Below are 17,665 nucleotides of genomic sequence, written 5' to 3'. Positions count from 1 at the left end.
ACAATGAATATACTTGCTTTCATATTGTTTCTAATCATTGTCGGGCTAACATTGGTCATTACCTATTTTGCTTCACGGCGCACCAAAACGACCGCGGACTTTTATACGGCGGACAGCAGCCTTACCGGCTGGCAGAATGGCTGGGCCATTGCGGGAGATTATATGTCCGCTGCCTCGTTTTTGGGGATAGCCGGCATGGTCGCACTCTCTGGATTTGATGGTTTTTTCTATAGCATAGGTTTTCTGGTTGCGTATCTGGTCGTTCTTTATATCGTGGCCGAACCGCTCCGTAACCTTGGCAAATTTACATTGGCAGACATGATCGCTGCCCGTTTCAATGAAAAGAAAGTACGCGGTGTCGCTGCCCTTAACACCATTTCCATTTCAACCTTTTATATGATCGCCCAATTAGTCGGTGCAGGTGCCCTTATAAAACTCTTACTTGGACTTGATTATCTTTACTCCGTCATCATTGTAGGCATTTTAATGACCGTATACGTCGTATTTGGCGGTATGACGGCCACCAGTTGGGTCCAAATCGTCAAAGCCGTTTTATTGATGGCAGGTACATTCATCATCTCCATCATCGTATTGGCGAAATTCGACTTTAGCGTGATCGAGATGTTCAAGCAGATGAAAACAGCCACTCCTTTGGGCGGGGATTTCCTCAACCCCGGTAACAAATTCAAGGATCCCTTGGATACCTTATCCCTTAATTTAGCCCTTGTACTCGGTACAGCAGGACTTCCTCACATTCTCATCCGTTTCTTTACCGTGAAAGACGCCATCACAGCCAGAAAGTCCGTCGTATATGCCACTTGGATCATTGGCATCTTTTATATAATGACCATTTTCCTGGGATTTGGAGCGGCAGCTTTTGTTGGATACGACAAAATCATTGGCGCGAACGCGGCCGGGAATATGGCTGCCCCGCTGCTTGCCGAAGCCATTGGGGGTGACTTCCTGTTCGCCTTTGTCTCTGCAGTTGCATTCGCTACCATTTTAGCGGTTGTAGCAGGTCTCGTTCTATCGGCAGCATCTGCTTTTGCCCATGACTTCTATGGCCACATCATCCGGAAGGGCCAAGCCACTGACAAGGAACAAGTCGTTGCTGCTCGTTGGGCATCGATCGGAGTGTCCGTCCTCTCCATCATCCTTGCCTTATTTGCCCAAAACATGAATGTCGCCTTCCTTGTTTCACTTGCCTTTGCCGTCGCTGCCAGTGCCAATCTGCCCATCATTGTCTTCACGGTATTCTGGAAACGTTTTAACACAGCTGGGGCCGTCACGGGCATGTTAGTTGGACTGGTCAGTTCTTTATTGCTTGTGTTCCTGAGTCCCAATGTCTGGTCACCGGTGGAGGGAGCGGCAATATTCGTCGGGGAGCCACTATTCCCGCTTGCCAATCCAGGCATCATCTCCATCCCGATTGGTTTTATCGCAGCCATCGCCGGAACACTTCTGTCAAGCAAGAAAGCCGATGCAAAAAAATTCGACGAAATTTTGGTTACAGCCAACACTGGGATGAAAGATCCTATATAAGCTAGCTTACTTATTATTTTAAAATATTAAAAAGAGAAAGGAGATCAGGGTCCGGCCTGATCTCCTTTCTCTTTATTTAGAAACATATATCAAGAAGATTCCTGCTAACTTCTCAATCTTAACTTCCTTCTATTGTACTTAGTTACTAACTGATTCATGACTTCTGCAAAGATCAGCCCCATCGCAATGGCACCAGCCAGCATGAAGACCTTGGCGGCCAATTGAACAGCAACATAAAAATCATTTCCGACAAAATGCTTCATCGCATCATACGACAAACCCCCAGGCACGAGCGGGATGATTCCCGATATATTGAAAACCGTGATCGGCGTTTTATACCTTTTAGCAAAATACTGACTGATAACCGCAACGATAAATGCAGCCGCTAATGTTGCCATGATGCTGTTTATCTCATTTTCAACCAGAAAAAAGTATAAGATCCACCCTAACATCCCTACGAAGCCACATTGTAACAATGAATTTTTTGGTACATTGAAGATGACTCCAAAGGCGGCTGAGGCAATGAAACTTGTAATAAGCTGTGCAATCATCATTCTTCCTCCCCTAAAATCATAAGAAAACAAATGCAGCCGATATTCCTGCCCCAATGGCTAAAGCAGTCAAACCTGCATCAACACCCTTGGATAGGCCTGAAACCAAATGTCCTGCAATTAAATCCCTTGCTGCATTCGTAATTAACAGCCCTGGCACAAGCGGCATCACCGCTCCAATGATTATCTTGTCCAAATGACTTCCTACTCCAATCTGGACAAAGAACATAGCTGCTAGACCTACGACTAATGAGGCGATGAATTCAGCAAAAAACCGAACTTCCAGTAACCGGTGCAAATAAAACAGGCATGAGAAACCCATTCCTCCAGCTATACAGGACCAGATGAAATCATTCCACTGGCCTTGGAACATGATTAAAAAGCAGCCGCTCGATATAAATGCAGCAAAGACCTGTACCCACATGGGATACCCCATCCCGGCCTTTTCGATTTGTTTTAACTGTAAATAAGCTTCCTCCGGTGTCATTTCCTTGCTGGAAATGCTTCGGGATATGCTGTTGACCAGCGTTACCTTATGTAAATCTGTAGATCGTTGGGAAACTCGAATTAATTTTGAAGCCGGGTGCATGCCATCCAGAGAAAAAATAATTCCTGTAGGGGTCGAAAAACTATGTGAGTCACCGCATCCAAACGCTGCAGCGATTCTTACCATCGTATCTTCCACCCGTGAAGTTTCCGCTCCGTTCTGAAGCATGATTTTTCCCGCAAGTAAACATACATCTATAATTTCATTGTATAGTAAACGATCATCCATTTTATCCTCTCCATCACTTCCTGCATGAGTTTCCCTCAATAACAGATAACGATCATACCAAGTTAAATCCACCTCATAATAGCCCAATTCCCGTGAAAAGGATATAAAAATATTACCTATTTAATTTATCAATTCCATTAACCGCCACTTCAGACTTCCTTAGTACCAGTATTCCCCTTATTTCTTGCCGAAACCGTTTAGTTAACAGAAAGATTCATTTAAACCATAAATAAAAGGAGTGCGGGCACACGAACCCTGCATCCCCTTTTTCCCGTCCAGTACGACTATACGCCCTTTTGAATGAAGCAATCCACGGTTTCATTAAACAAATCGCTTTCTTCCATAAATGGACAATGGCAACTATCTTCAAAGATTACTAGTTTGGAATTCGGAATGTTTTCATGCAAATGTTCTCCTGCTGCAACAGGAATTACTTTTTCATGCCTTCCAAAACAGAGAAGTGTCGGAATATTGATTTTTGGTAAGAATTCACGATAGTCCACAATCGATTGGTCAAATAGAATGCTACTGGCAATGGATTCCGGCATTTTGGTCACTTCCCCAAGCATCCAGCTTGCATCCTCTGCAGATAATTCATTGTTGAACATGGAAGCAAGGAAGCTTTGTAGAAATGGGGCACGATTCGTTTGAATTTCAGTCATGAAGGCAATCAACGTGTCCATATCAAATGCACCGATATTAAAATCGGGCCACTTAAAATCAGAGGCCAATTCATCCACAATCACGGTTGAATGAATATTTCCCTCACCGAATTGCTTAAGATAATCCCAGACGACAAATGCCCCCATGGACCAGCCTACAAGTATGACATCCTTTAATCCCAGTTTACCTATGAATGCATGAAGATCTTTGGCATAAACGGAGACCGTATTTCCGTAATGTACATGATTTGACTGACCATGGCTTCTTAAATCAAGTAGGATCGTTCTATATTTTTCCGAAAAGTACGGAAGCTGCCTTTTAAAGAACCTGCTGCTCATCCACACACCATGGATAAAAATAACCGGTCTTCCCTGGCCCTTTTCTTCATAAAACAACCGAACGCCCTCTTCCACCTCAATAAATGCCATTCTATCCCTCCTTCACTATTTTTTCACAGCCCATTCCCTATTATTATGTATTGCATATCTCCTTTTAACATTCCTTCCTATAAAAAAATATTGTCAAACCTGATTTTAGAGTTGATAATGAAGTATATTTTTATTGATATCTTCATCCTGAAAGGACGGAAATTTAATGAAGAGCTTTATCAAAAACTATCGATCCTCTTTAATATTACTGACTGCCATTATTATCGGTGGGCTAGCTGGCGTGGTTTTCGGGGAAAAAACCTCGATCATACAGCCGCTAGGGGACTTATTCTTAAATCTGATGTTCACGATCATCGTGCCATTGGTATTTTTCAGCATTGCTTCAGCGATTGCCAATATGAGCGGAATGAAGCGTCTCGGAAAAATCATGGGAAGCATCGTTCTCGTTTTCATGACAACAGCCGCTTTAGCTGCCGTCATTGGATTCATTGGGACAACCATCGTAAATCCGTTGGAAGGCACAGATACGACAGCCATTAAGGAACTGATGGAAAACAGTTCCCCTGAAGAGACCATCGAAGAAGTTTCTTTCTTCAGTCAGCTGGTCAACACTGTAACCGTTTCCGATTTCCCAGAACTGTTCTCTAGAAGCAATATGCTTCAGCTTATCGTTTTCTCGGTATTAATCGGGCTTTCCACTGCACTGGCCGGTGAGAAAGCAAGACCGATTACCGAGTTTTTGACAGCGGGTACGGCTGTCATGATGAAGGTCGTCAAAATCGTCATGTACTATGCTCCAATTGGACTTGGTGCTTATTTTGCGGCGATAATCGGGCAGCTTGGGCCGCAGATTTTAGAAGGCTACGCTCGCACTTTCATTCTTTATCTAGTCTTGGCCTTGATTTATTATTTCGGCTTCTTCACTTTGTATGCCTTTATCGCAGGCGGAAAAGATGGAGTTAAACTATTTTGGAAAAATGCCCTGACACCGTCCATTACAGCCATTGCAACATGTTCTAGTGCCGCATCCATTCCAGTCAATCTGGAATCAGTCAAGAAAATGGGCGTGCCTAAGGATATAGCGGAGACTGTCATCCCACTCGGAGCCAACACTCATAAAGATGGTTCGGTATTCGGCGGGGTATTGAAAATCGTTTTCCTATTCTGCTTATTTGGAAAGGATATGACAAGCATATCAAGCATTTTAAGTATACTGGCTGTTGCCTTTTTGGTTGGAGCCGTTATGGGTGCCATTCCTGGGGGCGGCATGATTGGGGAAATGCTGATTCTGAGTGTATTCGGCTTCCCTATTGAAGTCCTGCCGATCATTGCCGTTATATCCACGATCATCGATGCTCCTGCTACACTGCTTAACTCAACAGGAAACACCGTTTGTGCCATGCTTGTCACAAGGCTAGTTGAGGGAAAAAAATGGTTAAAACAAGCATTCATTAAAGAAGCAGTATGATTCTTATAACTGACTGGCTCCTGGTTAAAACAGGAGCCAGTTCATGTTGTAGACAAAAGGAGTTCTATCTAAATTTTAAACAACTTGATTGGAACGGAAGGTGCGGGACTCCTGCTTAGAAAAGCGCGTCCAAGGGAGACCCCGCAGGCGCATGGGCGCCGAGGAGGCTCCCGGACCGCCCGCGGAAAGCGAGTGCCTGGAGTGAAAATCAACTTTCTAATTGTACAAACGCTAAATCTGTATACAACTCGCGATAAAACAGGAGCCAGTTTTTTCATTTTTCGCGCCTTTCTTTCAAACAGTACTTTAATTGACAAGGGGTTCCTACCCCTTACATAGAATTAAAGATTGAAGGAGGGATTTGAATGTTAATGAAATGTTTACCTGCCGCAATCCTTATCACGGGACTATTATATATTTTTTTTATACCGGAAGAGCCTTTAATCATTAAAATCATGTTCAAGGTCCTCCCCATGTTATTAATTTTGCTCTACGCCTGCACAAATGTGGGAATACGGGATCGATACCTATCCTTCATACTTCTTGGTTTATTCTTTTGCATGCTTGGAGATGCTTTGTTAATCTGGTTCGTCATCGGGCTTTGTGCCTTCTTGATCGGCCACCTTTTCTATATTTCGGCATTCTTTAGACTGTGGAACTTTTCATGGCTCCGATTCGCGGCAATTCTTCCGATTAGCATTTACTCCACTTGGATTGGACGTGAAATTGTACATTCGTTAATCGAAAAAGGTGAACATGACCTCATCATCCCTGTAATCTGTTATGTAACGGTCATCTCCCTCATGGGCTGGGCGGCATTCATGACCGGCAATGCGGCCGTCATCATCGGCGGGGTCTTGTTCGTGATCTCCGACTCCATTTTATCTTGGAACAAATTCATCGATGATGTTGCCTATTCTGGACCACTGATCATGCTTACCTACTATGCAGCCCAGTTTTGCATCGCTAACAGCATTCGCAAGAAACCTTCTTTCCAGTTATCGAAAGACTTGCAAAGTGAACGGCCAAACCTTTGAACCCCGAATATCCGTTCGTTTCACATGAAACAATTTTTCATTAAAAAAGGCATCCACAGCTCTAATGGAACTGCGGACGCCCTTTTTCAACCTTTAATTTTCTTAATGAAGACTACTTTTAAATAATTGCCTTCCTTATATTCCCTGATTGTTTTGAAATCAGCCGGTAATGAGAATTGTTCCATGATTTCGTATTTTCCATTCATTTCCTTGAAAGCAACATCAATGAAGCTCTTGAATTTTTTCATATCGAACGTACTGCAATTAGTTGAGGCGATAATGATCCCATTGTCTTCCGTAATGGAAATGGTATCCTTCAATAGATTCGTATAGTCTTTCCCGGCACTAAAAGTAAACTTCTTCGATTTGGCAAAGCTGGGCGGATCAAGGATAACCATTTCAAATTTCAAAGCTTTCTTCACCGCATATTTAAAATACTTGAAAACATCCATCACCACGATATTGTGAGCTTCAGGATCTATGCCATTCACACTGAACTGCTCGATCGTCTTTGGTAAACTGCGATTCGCCAGGTCGACACTCGTTGTTTTAACAGCACCGCCTAAAGCGGCAAACACGGAGAATGCCCCCGTATAGGAGAACATATTCAACACCGTTTTCCCTTTTGAATATTCATCCCGGATTTTCCTTCTGACATCGCGTTGATCAAGGAAGACACCGACCATTGCCCCATCATTCAGATAAACAGCGAAGTGGACTCCATTTTCCTTTACAAGAAGCGGAAATGCCGGCTGTTCGCCCATGACAAAATCGTCTTCATCCACGTACTGCCCCTTTGTATCAAAGCGTTTCTTCTGATAAATCGATTTAACCTCGACCGTTTCCTGCAATGCCTTAATGATGTAGTCTTTAAAGGAATATATTCCTTTGCTATACCAGCTAATGACATAGTGACCATCATAATGATCAATGATTAAACCGCCAATTCCATCACCTTCCCCATTAAACAAGCGGAAAGCTGTAGTCTCCCCATCTTCAAAGAATGACTTTCGGAATTCGCATGCTGCCTGGATTTTTCCGGTAAAGAAGGCCTGATTAATCTTTTCATCTTCTCTTTGGGTCAATACCCAGCCATAGCCCTTATTCTGTTTACCATAATACCCTTTTGCCAGAAAGCGGTTGTTTTCATCCACCAAACGCACCAATGACCCCTCTTCCCTAAGGTCATTAAGGTTGGCTATCGACTCTTTAACAATCAAGGGAAAACCCTTGCCGACTTTACTCACGAATTTAGCCTTCACTTTTATATCTATTTCTTTTCCCATATATATCATCCTATCTATGCATATGCTTTCCTCCCCATTTTACCCTAATCCCTTTATAAATAAAAACCAGCCCGGTTCCTTAACCAGGCTGGTTTCTAGAAACTTTGATTATGAAACTTCCAAATGAAGATCTCCTGGCTTAACTTTACCCATCATCTTCAATACCCGATGCAATGCAAGTGTGATCAAAGCTGGCAATACCATACCCACTGCCACATAAACCAGGAACGTGTACAACCCCTGACCAGTTATGATGGCAATCGGGGCAATCATTGAACTTAACCCCATGCCTCCAAGCTCATACGGCACTTGAAAATCGAATGCCAAGGTAGCGATAGGCGCACAGATGATTGCCGCCACAAAAGGCGGAACTGCATATAATGGTTTCTTGATTAAGTTAGGAAATTGAACTTTTGGCGTAACGACCATCTGTGCCAGGAACCCGCCCATATCATTATCTTTATAAGACATGACAGTGAACCCTACAAACTGAACGGTACATCCGATTAGAGCCGCAGCACTGGAAACAGGATCTAATTGCAGAGCGATCGCCAGTGCAGCGGAAGACGCCGGTGTCATCAATAATATGCTCCATACCAAGGCAATGACCATTGAACCGATTAAGGGAGAACCTGCGACCGCAGCGGTGGTTTGGCTGCTTATCCATGTTAGGAGCGGAGTGGTGACAAGAGCCAGGCCATACCCCGAAACTCCACCGACAAGAACTGCTCCCATTGGGATGGCCATGATGTCCAACTTCGTTTTGCCGATTAGGCGCTTACCTATATATGTTGCAATTACTGCTGCCAAGACAGCACTTAGCGGCTGACCCGTAACAATCGTGAAAGCACCCTCAGCAGTTCTGTGAATGGCAGCACCCCCAACAGCACTTGAAGCCATGGCGCTAAAGATAATTAATGAATTTCCACCTAGCTGATATGCGATGCCTGCTCCTAAAGCCGGTGCCAGCAAGACCTTTGCGGCCCCGCCTATTGCCAGCATGACCTCCCAATCTAAATATCCCCCTATGGATTCAAACAATAACCCGATCCCTAATGTAACCAAAACAGCGTTTGCTATCCCTGTCGATGCCTTGTACATTCGATCGCTGAAGTATTCTTTCCTGCTCACTATATCTTCACTCCTTGTTAATTATCAGAATATTCAATTTTGTAAAATGCAAAAAAAATAAAGGTCTTCATTTTAAAAGCCTATTAAGTATATCGCACCGCTTCCTATAACGTCTGCTCGTATAATAACATGAATTTTCTGATAATGTAAGAAGTATTTTTATTCTAATAAAATAAAAGCGTTTTCAAAAGTAAAGGTTTAACCCATTATTATACAAGAAAATACTAATATTATATTATTTCAAAATATATTTTCCTTTTTTAGGATGTGCTACATGGAAGATATTTCGAGACATTTGCGACAAAAAAAAGAACCCGATTCAAGGATTCTCTCACTAGCTGGATATCTGGCTCTAATAGGGACCCACCTTATTCTTATTGAAAACCTTCCAATGTTGCAAAAGTGTCCTTCAAAAATTGGTAAAACAATTTCTCCGTTGGCATAAGTTCCCGGTCAGTTGGAACGATGACCCCTACAGCCCTGGTAACAGACGGTTCCTCCAGCGACAATTTAACCGTAAAACGTGGCAAGCTATCAATCAAGGAAATCTCAGGTATCAAGGTTATACCCAACCCTGCCCCCACCAGGCCTTTTATAGCATCAGTATCTTTTCCTTCAAATGCCACTTCCGGTTCAAAGCCATGCAGTTTGCAAGCTTTCATGACAAGATCCCTTAAAACATAGCCCTTTGGAGATAGGATGAATGGATTTCCTTTAAGTTCATTCAAGCATAGTGATTTCTTCAAGGCCAAAGGATGACTTTCTGGTAAAAGGGCAACTAAGTTCTCAATAAATAGCGTTTCACCTTTGATTTTCTTTTCATTCGTCGGCAGAGGCCCGATCAAGGCCATGTTAATATTACCTTTTATTACCGAATCTATCAGGTATCGATATGAGCCTTGTTTCAAAGTGAACTTTGCCTGCGGATAACTTTCCCTGAAGTCGGAAATGACCCTTGGCAATACATAAGAAGCCAAACTGCTGGGAAAGCCAATGCGGATTGTCCCTTTTTCTGGATCCAGACTTTCAGCCATCTCACGCTTGGCACGATCGATTATATCCATAGCTTGTTCCATATTCGTTAAAAATGTATGTCCTATAGGCGTCAATCTGATCTTTCGGCCTTCCCGGATAAAAAGGGGCACACCTAATTCTTCTTCTAAATTGTAGATTTGACGACTGACTGCCGACTGGGCAACATGCAAGTTCACTGCTGCTTCCGTCATATGTTCACGCTTTGCCACTTCAATGAAATATTCGATTTGCCTTAATTCCACTCTAAGCTCCCTCTTCCATATCAAAACAGCATGTTACTTATCTAATATTCAGATTGTTTGTTTTATTTTTAAATTATATCATGAAAGTATCGTATAAAGACTGATATCTTATTCAATTGTATTTTAAGACTAAATTACCTTAAGGGAGAGAGAACAATGACCACTTCACAAGAAGTCGAGCATAAGGAATTACAAGTTGCCAAAGAGTTCGTAAGTCAAGTATATGCAAAGGTGAAGGAGCGCAACCCCCACGAAAGTGAGTTCCATCAAGCCGTAAAAGAGATATTCCTTTCATTGGTCCCCGTTTTTGCAAATCATCCTGAATATATGAAAAGCGGAATATTGGAGAGGCTGGTTGAACCCGAAAGAATGATCACCTTCCGTGTTACATGGGTTGATGACCTGGGAAATGTTCAAGTCAACCGTGGTTTTCGTGTACAATTCAACAGTGCAATCGGGCCATTCAAAGGCGGTCTTCGATTCCATCCCACTGTTAATTCCAGCATCATAAAGTTTCTTGGTTTCGAGCAAATCTTTAAAAACTCTCTTACTGGCCAGCCGATCGGTGGGGGAAAAGGCGGATCGGACTTCGATCCTAAAGGAAAATCGGACGCGGAAATCATGCGCTTTTGCCAAAGTTTCATGGCAGAACTAGCTCGCTATATCGGACCTGATACAGATGTACCGGCTGGAGATATCGGAGTCGGTGCAAGGGAGATCGGTTACCTGTTCGGTCAGTATAAAAAGATGCAAGGCAGCTACCATGCTGGTGTCTTAACCGGTAAAGGCATAAGTTACGGCGGAAGTTTGGCCCGTACAGAAGCGACTGGTTATGGAACGGTTTACTTCGTCGAAGAAATGCTAAAAGACAAAGGGTTACAATTCCATGGCAGCACTGTTGTTATCTCCGGATCTGGCAATGTATCCATTTATGCCATTGAAAAAGCTACACAGCTAGGCGCAAAAGTTGTTGCATGCAGCGACTCCAATGGCTATATATATGATGAAAATGGCCTGAACCTTGACACAGTTCGACGTCTAAAAGAAGTGGAACGAAAACGTTTGAGCGAGTATGTCGATACGCACCCGGAAGCCGTATACCATGAAGGAAGCTATGGTATTTGGTCTGTACCATGTGACATCGCACTGCCTTGTGCCACACAAAATGAAATCGATGAAGAAGCAGCAAAATTACTGGTCAAAAACAATGTGAAGGCAGTTGGTGAGGGTGCCAATATGCCCTCAACCCTCGAGGCCATTGATGTATTCCTTAATAACGGCATCCTTTTTGGACCAGCAAAAGCAGCCAATGCAGGCGGTGTTGCCGTGTCTGCACTTGAAATGGCCCAAAACAGTGCCAGAATGCCTTGGACTTTTGAAGATGTCGATACCAAGCTGCACGAGATCATGAAAAACATCTATAAAAATAGTGTAGAGGCCGCAGAGGCATATGGTGCGCCTGGCAACTTAGTTGTCGGGGCCAATATTGCCGGATTCCTTAAAGTGGCGGATGCGATGCTGACTCAAGGTATACTCTAGCAATCAGTTGATTTAGGAGGAGGTTCCGACAAGGACTGCCTTACTTTTGTAGAAGAGCGTTTTCACTTTCTTATACCACTCATTCATATCAATTCAAGCTAGATAACATCAATTGGATTCAAAACATTTCTTTCTTACGACAAAAAAGAGTGCCGGAAAAGTTCCGGCACTCTTTTTGTTGAAAGACAATCATTCTTTTGTGACCAATTTCAATGGAACGGATATTGTGTCATCCACTTTGTCACCTTTTAGGATTTTTTCAGACGCATTAACCGCTTCTTCACCGATAAGTGCCGGTTGTTGGGCGATTGTAGCTTTTAGTTCACCGTTTTCAACTGCTTTCAATGCATCATCATTTCCGTCAAAACCAACCACGATGATGTCTTTTCCTGCTGCCTTGATTGCTTCAATGGCCCCTAGTGCCATTTCATCATTATGGGCGAATACCGCTTGGATGTCTTTATTGCCTTGCAGGATATTTTCCATGACATTAAGCCCTTTTGTCCGGTCGAATTCCGCCGTTTGGCTTGTCAGGACATCTAACTGCTTGTCCGCAATATTGTGGAAACCTTTCCCGCGTTCACGAGTTGCGGAAGCTCCGGATACCCCTTCAAGCTCCACTACTTTCGCTTTATCGCCAAGCTCCTTAACTAGATATTCTGCAGCCATTTCCCCGCCAGCCACATTGTCGGAAGCGATGAATGTTTCAATGTCACCTTCGTCTGAAGAGCGGTCAATCGTGATTACCGGAATGCCCGCTTCATTTGCAGATTGAACGGCTGAAGATATTGCCGCAGAGTCAGTAGGATTCACAAGAAGGACATCAACCTTTTGAAGAATTAAATCTTCAATTCCGCTAATTTGTTTTGCCGTATCATCTTGGGCGTCAACAACTGTGACTTTCATGCCTTTTTCTTTTGCTTCTTTTTCAATGCCATCTTTTAAGGAAACGAAGAATGGGTTGTTTAAAGTAGAGATGCTGACTCCGACTTTCACGTCTTTCATGGAGTCTTTCTTTCCTTTTTTATCATCCGATAAACCAGAGTCCATTGAACAGGCAGCCAAGACCATTAAAGAAAGAACCATGATAATTGATACTATTTTTTTCATTGATTACACCTCTTCTTATGATTTTTTACGGTCAAGTAAGACCGCGATTAATATAACTGCACCCTTTACCACTTGCTGGTAGAAAGAGGATACACCAAGTAAATTCATGCCGTTATTCAAGGTACCGATGATCAGGACACCCACCAGCGTACCGAACAACCGCCCTTTACCGCCTGAAAGGCTCGTTCCGCCTAGCACCACGGCTGCAATGGCATCCATTTCATAGGATTGGCCTGCAGTCGGCTGTGCCGAATTAAGACGGGATGTTAAAATGGCACCAGCGATTGCCGCCATCGTACCGGCCAGACCATATATGGCCACCTTGACTCGGTCAACTTTAATCCCTGAAATACGGGAAGCCTTTTCATTTCCCCCAATGGCATATGTTTTACGGCCAAAGGATGTTTTATGAAGCAGGAACCATAGGATCAAGAAAGCGATGACCATCACCACGGCCGGTACTGGCAGTCCCAGGAAGTAACCTCTCCCAAGCATCTGGAACATTTCAGAATCGCCGATTCCAGTAATCGGCTTTCCATCTGTATACACAAGCGTTAATCCCCGGAAAATCGTCATGGTTGCCAGTGTCACGATGAAAGGGGCCATTTTCCCCTTTGAAACGAGAATCCCATTGATTACACCCATTATTGCACCTAGTAGAATCCCTACTAGTATAGCTAAAATCGGATCTAATCCCGAGACCATCATACCAGCCATAAGTGCGCTGGATAGAGCTAAAATGGAACCGACGGACAAGTCGATGCCACCTGTCAATATGATAAATGTCATTCCAAATGCAATAAGTGCATTGATGGAGGTTTGACGCAATAAATTCAAAATATTATTCGGTTCCATGAATGATTGATTTAAAACGGTTATTACGATAAATAAAAGTACCAGGGCGAGTAACGGACCAAATTTCTGCCAGATCCCGCTTTTCCCTGTAGCCTCAAGTTTCATCCTAGTTCCCTCCTGTCGCCAATGCCATAATTTTTTCTTGTGTCGCTTCCTGCTTTAACAATTCCCCAGCAATTTCACCTTCGTGAACCACAAGGATTCTATCACTCATTCCAATGATTTCGGGTAGTTCTGACGAAACCATGATGATGGCTATGCCCCGCTCCGTCAATTCATTCATCAATTCATAAATTTCACGTTTCGCACCAACATCTATGCCCCGGGTCGGTTCATCCATGATTAAAACTTTAGGGGAAGTGCCGATCCACTTGGCTATTACCACCTTCTGTTGATTTCCTCCGGATAGATTGCCGATGACCGTTTCGGCAGAAGATGTCTTCACATGAAGTCGCTTAATCATCATTTCGGCAAAGTTCATCTCATCTTCCGTTTTTACGATTCCGCCAGGAGCAAAACTCTTGAGATTCGGCAAGCCGATATTTTCCCTTACAGAAAAGTCCAGAATCAACCCCTCTTCTTTACGATTTTCCGTAATGAAAGCCAGGCCGTGCCGAACTGCATCAGTTGGTTTCCGTATGGAAACTTTTTTGCCTTCAATGGTAATTTCACCACTGTCTATTTGATCGACACCAAATAGGGCGCGCATTATTTCTGTTCTGCCTGCTCCCATTAATCCGGCTACACCGACAATCTCACCTTGCCGAACCGAGAAATGGATATCTTCAAAAAGCCCCTTTTTAGTTAAACCTTTTACATCAAGGACTTTGTCGCCAGCATTCGCTTCACGATGAGGAAACCGATCCTCCAGCTCCCGCCCGACCATTTTCTGAACGACTTCATCGAAATTTGTATCTGCAATTCTTTTCGTATCGACTGTTTTACCGTCACGCATTACGGTGATCCTGTCACAAATGGCGAATATTTCTTCCATTCGGTGAGAAATATAAACAAGCGATACTCCCTTTTTGGTAAGTCCCTTCATCACTTCAAAGAGCTTCTCTATTTCTCTATCAGTTAAAGCGGCTGTGGGCTCGTCCATGATGATGACTTCGGCATCCGTCATGAGCGCCTTGGCAATTTCAATCATTTGCTGTTCCCCGACAGAACAAAGTCCGGCTTCCTTATCAAAAGGAAGGGAAATATTAAGTGTTTTAAAAATCTCGTTTGCACGCGCTTTCATTTGTTTCTCCTTCAGGACACCGAAGGCATTCACCATTTCCCTGCCGATAAATAGATTCTCCAGCACAGTCATTTCCGGCCAAATATTCAATTCCTGACGGATAAAGGCCATTCCCGCCTCTTCCGCTTCCTTTGAATCCTTGAATGAGGTTTCTTTACCGTTAATCTCAATCGTTCCTTGATCTTGTTTGTGCAGCCCGGTCAAAATGTTCATCAAGGTTGATTTCCCCGCTCCATTTTCCCCCATTAGTGCATGTACTTCCCCAGCCTCTAAAGAAAAATGAACACCTTCCAATACCTTGTTTTGACCAAATGCTTTATAAATATTGTGCATTTCGATTTGCATGCTCATCATCTCATTTCTTTAAAAGAATACTCCAGACTGCAATATGCAATTTGAATATGGCGTCGTCTCCCCGGTCCGGATTATTGCTTTCGCGTTACTTGTCAGCCTTTTAAAATCCTCATGGGAAACATATTCAATCGCTGCTCCGAATTGCTGCTCCATGTATTGATGCTGTTCCGGGTTTTTAACCTTCACTTCTGTGGCAGCGATAACTTTTTCAACAACCATATCTTCGTGAACCGCCCGGACGACATCTTGAAATGATGGTGTTCCAGGCGTCAATGCTAAGTCTATCTTGCAAACTCCTGGTGGCACCGGCAGCCCGGCATCACCTACGACAATATAATCGGTATGACCAAGGTCAACCAGGACCTTGGCTATTGAACTGTTGATGATTCCTTGACGTTTCATGCTTCAAAGCCCCTCTCGACCTCTAACCTTTGCGGCATGCCACCTTGAGCGCCTAACTTCGTCACGGAAATGGAGGCTGCCCGGTTCGCGAATGACAAACATTCGTCAAAACTTTTTCCTTCTGCAACCGCCACGGCAAAGGCAGCATTGAATGTATCCCCTGCACCTGTTGTATCCACCGCTTCGACTTCAAAGCTTGGAACAACCTTTTCTTCATGTCCGTCAAAATAACGGACACCATTTTTCCCTTCGGTAATGAATAATTTATTTGGATACTCGGTCAAGACTTTCGTTCTATCTCTCCCATTGAATAGAATCTCGAATTCATGCTCATTCGGAGTAAGGAATGACGCCTGTTGAATGACAGCCTCGCTTAGCTTGCGGGCGGGAGCTGGGTTCAATAGTAATCTCTTTTGAAGCGTGTTGCACATTTCAGCCAGATATTCCACGGTTTCCTCTGGTATTTCCTGCTGGACCATCACGATATCCGATTCCTCTATCACCTTTTTCGCCTTTTGTACATATTCGGGAGTAATGAAATCATTCGCACCTTTAACAACAATAATGCTGTTATCCCCTTCCGAAAGGGTAATGTGTGCTGTCCCGGAAGCGGAACCTGTAACCGGTTCCACATACTCCGTATTTACATGATTTTTTTTCAGGTTTTCTAAGATGATCTCTCCATAGACATCATCCCCTACACATCCAACCATTGACACTTCTGCACCAAGACGTGCGGCTGCAACAGCCTGATTGGCCCCCTTTCCTCCAGGGACCGTGATAAATGACTCTCCTAAAACCGTTTCCCCGGCCATTGGCCTCTTAGTCGATGTCACCACTAAATCCATTGAAGAACTTCCCACTACTGTAATTCTAATCATGTCTTCTCCGCCTTCCTTCTCGTTGTTTGTCTCTCCACAAAAGAAACAGGGAGCTTTTTATGTGTTACTTCCATTTTTTCTTGATCGATCTTTTTAATTAGCATTTCTGCCGCTTGTGCCCCCATCTCATAGGCTGGCTGCCGAATTGTCGATAACGGTGGGTGCAATAACGCCGTGAAGGAGATATCATCATAGCCGATCAATTGTATGTCTTCCGGTATTCGTATTCCCCGTTTTAAAATCTCTTGAAGTGCGGCAGCTGCAACAATATCATTACAAGCAATGATTCCATCCGTTTCCGGATATTTCTCGAACAGCTGCTTCACGCAAGTTTGGCCGCCCTGAAGTGTTAGGGATGAATCTATGACTTGCACGTTCACTTTTGCTTGTTTCAATTCCTCCAGTGCTGCCATGTACCGTTCATATACAGGCTTTATTTCGACTGGCCCCCTAATGAGGACGATATTCGTACTGCCTCTATCCAGCAATACGCGTGCCGCCAGTTTACCGCCTGTTTTTTGATCGGAATAAACAGCTGGTAATTTCTCTCCCGTACGGTCGAGAAGGACTACTGGAATATCCAGATTATCGAAATTTTCATTGGCTTCTACACTAGTGGAAGCAATCATGCCCACTACATTATTTTGCAGAAAAGTGTCAATATATTCTATTTCTTTATCTCTCTTTTCATCACTATTTCCAAAAATTAACCGATATCCAAATTGCTGCAGATAATCCTCGACACCTCTTGCCATTTCTGGGAAGAAGGGATTCGTAATGTCCGGTAAAATCAATCCAACCAATTTGGATTTACGTTTGTAGAGGGATCTTGCCACTTCATTCGGTTTATAATTTAATTTTTCAACAGCCGCCATGACCACCTTTTTTGTGTCCTCATGTGCATAACCACTGCCATTCATAACTCTGGAAACCGTTGCCACAGAAACCCCAGCTTCCTTTGCCACATCCCGAATAGTTGCCAATATATCACCCTCAATAATTTTGTGTAACCGTTTACACATAGCTTATCACCAAATTATATGAACGGCAAGCCCTATTCCAAAGATAATTTTTAGGTAATTCGAACCAAATAGGATAACATAATCTTATTTATGCGTATATTTATTAACCATTCCCGCTTTATAAACTTTATAACAAAGTT

16 protein-coding genes are annotated in these 17,665 nt (G+C 43.4%); 4 read left to right on the top strand and 12 right to left on the bottom strand.

Annotated features, from left to right (window positions below):
- Positions 1-3: 3 nt before the first annotated feature.
- A complete protein-coding gene (locus ACFRAK_RS00205; RefSeq protein WP_387601563.1) occupies positions 4-1,542 on the top strand; it encodes a solute symporter family protein in 1,539 nt (512 codons plus the stop codon).
- A gap of 104 nt (positions 1,543-1,646) precedes the next feature.
- Here ACFRAK_RS00205 and ACFRAK_RS00200 read toward each other — a convergent pair whose 3' ends face one another.
- The 3 genes from ACFRAK_RS00200 to ACFRAK_RS00190 form a co-directional block, all read right to left on the bottom strand.
- Entirely contained in the window at positions 1,647-2,096 is a 450-nt protein-coding gene (locus ACFRAK_RS00200) for a threonine/serine exporter family protein (protein WP_260285808.1), read from the bottom strand.
- Between the two features lie 16 nt (positions 2,097-2,112).
- Positions 2,113-2,868, bottom strand: coding sequence for a threonine/serine exporter family protein (locus ACFRAK_RS00195; protein WP_260285807.1), 756 nt, complete (start codon positions 2,866-2,868; stop codon positions 2,113-2,115).
- 284 nt (positions 2,869-3,152) lie between these two features.
- Positions 3,153-3,959: an alpha/beta fold hydrolase gene (locus ACFRAK_RS00190; protein WP_387601569.1), complete on the bottom strand. Its 807-nt coding sequence runs from the start codon at positions 3,957-3,959 to the stop codon at positions 3,153-3,155.
- A gap of 166 nt (positions 3,960-4,125) precedes the next feature.
- Here ACFRAK_RS00190 and ACFRAK_RS00185 point away from each other — a divergent pair, with 166 nt between their 5' ends.
- A complete protein-coding gene (locus ACFRAK_RS00185) occupies positions 4,126-5,388 on the top strand; it encodes a dicarboxylate/amino acid:cation symporter (RefSeq protein ID WP_394571136.1) in 1,263 nt (420 codons plus the stop codon).
- 365 nt (positions 5,389-5,753) lie between these two features.
- Complete coding sequence (locus ACFRAK_RS00180) at positions 5,754-6,425, top strand: lysoplasmalogenase (protein ID WP_394571135.1); 672 nt, start codon at positions 5,754-5,756, stop codon at positions 6,423-6,425.
- An 86-nt stretch (positions 6,426-6,511) separates the two neighbouring features.
- Here ACFRAK_RS00180 and ACFRAK_RS00175 read toward each other — a convergent pair whose 3' ends face one another.
- The 3 genes from ACFRAK_RS00175 to gltC form a co-directional block, all read right to left on the bottom strand.
- On the bottom strand, positions 6,512-7,711 hold the full coding sequence (locus ACFRAK_RS00175) for a class I SAM-dependent rRNA methyltransferase (RefSeq protein ID WP_387601576.1): 1,200 nt from the start codon (positions 7,709-7,711) through the stop codon (positions 6,512-6,514).
- Positions 7,712-7,819: 108 nt separating this feature from the next.
- Positions 7,820-8,812 (bottom strand): PTS sugar transporter subunit IIC, encoded by a 993-nt coding sequence (locus tag ACFRAK_RS00170; protein ID WP_394571230.1) that lies wholly within the window; start codon positions 8,810-8,812, stop codon positions 7,820-7,822.
- A 404-nt stretch (positions 8,813-9,216) separates the two neighbouring features.
- The gene (gene gltC / locus ACFRAK_RS00165; protein WP_387601578.1) at positions 9,217-10,119 is read right to left on the bottom strand and encodes a glutamate biosynthesis transcriptional regulator GltC; all 903 of its coding nucleotides are present in this window, start codon (positions 10,117-10,119) and stop codon (positions 9,217-9,219) included.
- 156 nt (positions 10,120-10,275) lie between these two features.
- Between gltC and gdhA the strand changes: the two genes are divergently transcribed.
- Positions 10,276-11,658, top strand: a complete 1,383-nt coding sequence (gene gdhA / locus ACFRAK_RS00160; RefSeq protein ID WP_394571134.1) for an NADP-specific glutamate dehydrogenase — start codon at positions 10,276-10,278, stop codon at positions 11,656-11,658.
- Positions 11,659-11,847: 189 nt separating this feature from the next.
- On the opposite strand, the gene rbsB is transcribed toward gdhA, so the two are convergent.
- From rbsB to ACFRAK_RS00130, 6 genes are read right to left on the bottom strand one after another with little or no spacing between them, the layout of a single operon-like run.
- Positions 11,848-12,768 (bottom strand): ribose ABC transporter substrate-binding protein RbsB, encoded by a 921-nt coding sequence (rbsB, locus tag ACFRAK_RS00155; RefSeq protein WP_387604945.1) that lies wholly within the window; start codon positions 12,766-12,768, stop codon positions 11,848-11,850.
- Between the two features lie 15 nt (positions 12,769-12,783).
- Positions 12,784-13,728, bottom strand: a complete 945-nt coding sequence (locus tag ACFRAK_RS00150; RefSeq protein ID WP_394571133.1) for an ABC transporter permease — start codon at positions 13,726-13,728, stop codon at positions 12,784-12,786.
- A 1-nt stretch (position 13,729) separates the two neighbouring features.
- Positions 13,730-15,211 (bottom strand): sugar ABC transporter ATP-binding protein, encoded by a 1,482-nt coding sequence (locus ACFRAK_RS00145; protein WP_394571132.1) that lies wholly within the window; start codon positions 15,209-15,211, stop codon positions 13,730-13,732.
- A gap of 18 nt (positions 15,212-15,229) precedes the next feature.
- On the bottom strand, positions 15,230-15,622 hold the full coding sequence (rbsD, locus tag ACFRAK_RS00140) for a D-ribose pyranase (protein WP_034316088.1): 393 nt from the start codon (positions 15,620-15,622) through the stop codon (positions 15,230-15,232).
- On the bottom strand, positions 15,619-16,503 hold the full coding sequence (gene rbsK / locus ACFRAK_RS00135; protein ID WP_387604943.1) for a ribokinase: 885 nt from the start codon (positions 16,501-16,503) through the stop codon (positions 15,619-15,621). Before rbsK ends, rbsD begins: the two co-directional genes overlap by 4 nt.
- On the bottom strand, positions 16,500-17,486 hold the full coding sequence (locus ACFRAK_RS00130) for a LacI family DNA-binding transcriptional regulator (RefSeq protein WP_387604942.1): 987 nt from the start codon (positions 17,484-17,486) through the stop codon (positions 16,500-16,502). Before ACFRAK_RS00130 ends, rbsK begins: the two co-directional genes overlap by 4 nt.
- Positions 17,487-17,665: the final 179 nt, after the last annotated feature.

It is taken from the genome of Peribacillus sp. NPDC056705 (assembly GCF_043656335.1).
The sequence above is the reverse complement of the archived record's forward strand: the minus strand, read 5'-3'. Positions and strand labels throughout refer to the sequence as shown.